Source organism: Nitrospina gracilis 3/211 (assembly GCF_000341545.2).
Taxonomy (GTDB): domain Bacteria; phylum Nitrospinota; class Nitrospinia; order Nitrospinales; family Nitrospinaceae; genus Nitrospina; species Nitrospina gracilis.
In genome coordinates, this window is record NZ_HG422173.1 from 1,537,340 (window position 1) to 1,540,694 (window position 3,355).

Below are 3,355 nucleotides of genomic sequence, written 5' to 3' on the forward strand. Positions count from 1 at the left end.
CAATGTTTTTGAGGTCGGCGATGTCACTCTTGATGGCTTTCTCGAACTCGTCATACAGCGGCAGTTGCCATAAACGCTCGCCGGTCTCTGTGCCGCAGTCGATGAGGTTCTGGATCAGTTTGTCGTCGGTGCCGACCACCGCAGTGGCGACGTGCCCCAAAGCCACGATCACCGCGCCCGTGAGCGTGGCGAGATCGATCACCGCGCGCGGCTTGTATTTCTGCGCATAGACCAGCGCGTCGGAGAGGATCAGCCGTCCTTCCGCATCGGTATTCAGCACCTCAATGGTCTTGCCGTTGGAGGCGGTGAGGATGTCGCCGGGCTTGATGGCGGAGCCGCCGGGCATGTTCTCCGTCGCCGGAACCAACCCGACCACGTTGACCGGCAGTTTCAGGCTGGCCACGGCCGCCAGGGTGCCAATGGTCACCGCGCCGCCGGACATGTCGAACTTCATCTCGTCCATGCTTCCGGGCGGTTTCAGCGAGATGCCGCCGGTGTCGAAGGTGATGCCCTTGCCGACGATCACCACCGGGGCCTGGCTTTTTTTGCCGCCGTTGTATTCCATGATGATGAACTTCGGCGGTTCGTGACTGCCGCGCGCGACACCCAAAAGCGCGCCCATTTTCTTCTGTTGCATGTCCTTCTTTTCGAGCACGCGGCAGGTGAATTTGTATTTGCGCGCCAGCTTTTTTGCCTGGTCGGCGAGGTACGTCGGCGTGGCGGTGTTGCCGGGATGCGTCATGAGGTCGCGCGTGGTCATCACCGCCTCGGCCAGTTTTTCCGCCGACTGCACGCCCTTCTGGAATGCGGGGACCTTCGCCTTGGAACCGACGAGGAACACGATTTCCTGGATGCGGCTGGGCGGATCGTCCTCGTCCCTCTGCTTGTAGGCGTCGAAGTGGTAGAGCGCGAGGTGCGCGCCTTCCGCCAGCGCGTGCCCGACGGGGTCGCCGTACTTGTCCTTTTTGGATTTACCCGGCTTGCCCGCATCGCCTTCCGGCAGGTGCAGAGCGACCTTCTTGTAACGCGATCTTTCGGCGAGCTTCACACCGGTGCCTGCCGCCTGGCGCAGTTGCTCTTCCTTGATGTCCTTGGTTTTGCCGAGGCCCACCATGATCAACTGCTGTGCGCCCAGAAGACCCATCACGTTGAACGAACAGGTCTGGTTGGCTTTGCCTTCGAAGCGCTTGGCCTTGTGCGCGGCGGAGATGGCGCCGTTGAGCAGGCCGTCGATCTCCTTCACCACGCCCGCGGGTTTTTTCTCCGGGCAGAGCACGATCAGGCATTCGGTTTTGTGTTTCCGCACATCGTCCGTTTTGACACTGGTTTTGATCATGGTTGGGTCCAATCGGTTTGACGTTTCAAGGATTATGAAGAATCGATTGTATGGAATTTTAAACAGGCAGACAAGGGGAAAACCCGGCGGCTGTGTCCAAAGGGGCACGCTGTGTGTGGAGTGCTTTTCCGGTGCGGCGGAGGTGGGAGAACCAACAGCCTTGCTTCACCGGCTGGATGAAAAATCAAAAACCCGCCGCCCGCGATCCGTACTATAATGACGGCATACCCACGCCAACGACATGGAGGACCATGTTATGACGCGTACCAACCAAATCTCTTTCTGCCTGAGCGTCTGGGCGGTCTGCTTTTTGTTGTCAGTACCAGCGGTGCAGGCGGTCACCATCGAAGAATACATCACGCCGTCCGGTGCCAGCAGTCCCGCCGACCTCGCCGTCGCCCCGGACGGGGCGGTGTGGTTCACCGAAATCAATGCCAACAAAATCGGCAGACTCATTCCCGCCGAAACCAAGCCCGGAACCTCCAACGGCATCACCGAATACGCACTGCCGGAGCCCAACAGCCAGCCGCATTACATCACCGTGGCGAAAGACGGTATCGTGTGGTTTACGGAAATGGCGGGCAACCGCATCGGGCGGCTCGACCCTGCAAGCGGCGCAATCCAGGAGTACGACATCCCGACCGAAGACAGCGAGCCGCACCAGATCAAGGAAGGGCCGGACGGCTCTCTCTGGTTTCTCGAGTTCAACGCCAACAAGGTGGGCCGGCTGAATCCGAAGGACGGCACGATCCAGGAATACGCTGTGGGCGAAGGGCATCCGCACGCCATGGTGGTGGATGGCGCGCATGTGTGGTACACACAGGGCGGCATGTTCTGGGCCAAAAAGTTTTTCAACAAGGTGGCCAGGCTGAACACCGAAAGCGGGAAGGTTGAGGAGTGGACCGTGCCGCCGCAGAAATCCGTGCCGCACGGCATGACTCAGGGCGGCAACGGCACGGTGTGGTTCACCCAGATGTTTGCGAGCAAGCTGGCGTATCTGGATTTCAAACAGGGGACCCCCCCGGAGATCGTCGAGTTTCATCTGGGCGAGCGCAAGGGCCCGCACGACCTCATCGTCGATGATCGGCGCCAAGTCGTGTGGTTCACCGCCAACCGACCCGACAGCATCGGCCGCCTGGACCTGAACAAAGCGCAACCGGGCACGAACGAGGGCGTTGAGTTTTTTCCGCTGGCTGACCCGAAGGCACATCCCAGCCAGCTTGAGCTGGATGCCGACGGCAACGTGTGGTTCACGGAGATGGGCATGTACTTCCGTGGCAAATACAACAACAAGATCGGGAAACTGGTCCCATAACGAATATAAGCGGTGGATTCAGGAGGTGGATTTGTTTTCAGTCACGAAGCGTATCAATCGGGTTTTTGTTCTGGCGTTCATTCTGATCGGTATCGCCGCGTGCGGCCAGCCGGGGAATTCCGGGACAAAGAGTGCGGCGACAGCGGAGTCCTTGAAACAGCACGTCGAGGCGGCTATCGCCGGGTTGGATCCGGCGAAGCTGAAAGACTTCGGGTTTGCCCCACCGTACAACATGGCGGACAAGCAGTTTGAGGCGCAGTACGAGGTGAAGGTGATCCGAATGAAACCAGCTGGCAATAAGGGCAAGCACACCGAGGGCGAGGTTCAACTGGTCGGGAGCATGCTGGACCCGCGCACGGAGTTGTGGCTGACGGAGATGGTCCAACTCAATTTTGTTCAACCCGACGGACGGGGGGAATGGAAACTGGTTTTGTACCGGGGCCAGATCGAGGACTATTTGTCGCAGGTCATTCCCGACCAGGAGTTGCGCACGCTGTCCGACCCCTTGCAGAACTACCTCAAATCCGCGTTCGATACCGTGTCGGCAGACGAACTGGAATCCGCCGCGCCCTGACCCCCCCCATTCCAAGGCGGTTGCAGGTGGTGTGTTCCAATCGAACCGGTATCCAGCCGACGGGTCCCCCTCGAAACCCTGAAAATTTATTTAAAATTAAAGGGTTACGCATACTTTGTGTTCGGGGTCG

Annotated in this window: 3 protein-coding genes; 2 read left to right on the top strand and 1 reads right to left on the bottom strand. The window is 59.3% G+C overall.

Translation table 11 applies throughout. From position 1 onward, the window contains the following. On the bottom strand, nt 1-1,336 hold a 1,336-nt coding region (locus TX82_RS07335), incomplete at its 3' end, for a leucyl aminopeptidase (RefSeq protein WP_052338219.1). Between the two features lie 256 nt (nt 1,337-1,592). On the opposite strand from TX82_RS07335, the gene TX82_RS07340 reads away from it, so the two are divergent. Both TX82_RS07340 and TX82_RS07345 read left to right on the top strand, forming a co-directional pair. Beyond that, a complete protein-coding gene (locus tag TX82_RS07340) occupies nt 1,593-2,651 on the top strand; it encodes a Vgb family protein (RefSeq protein WP_005008806.1) in 1,059 nt (352 codons plus the stop codon). 31 nt (nt 2,652-2,682) lie between these two features. After that, nucleotides 2,683-3,225 (top strand): hypothetical protein, encoded by a 543-nt coding sequence (locus tag TX82_RS07345; protein ID WP_005008808.1) that lies wholly within the window; start codon nt 2,683-2,685, stop codon nt 3,223-3,225. The last annotated feature ends 130 nt before the right edge of the window (nt 3,226-3,355 follow it).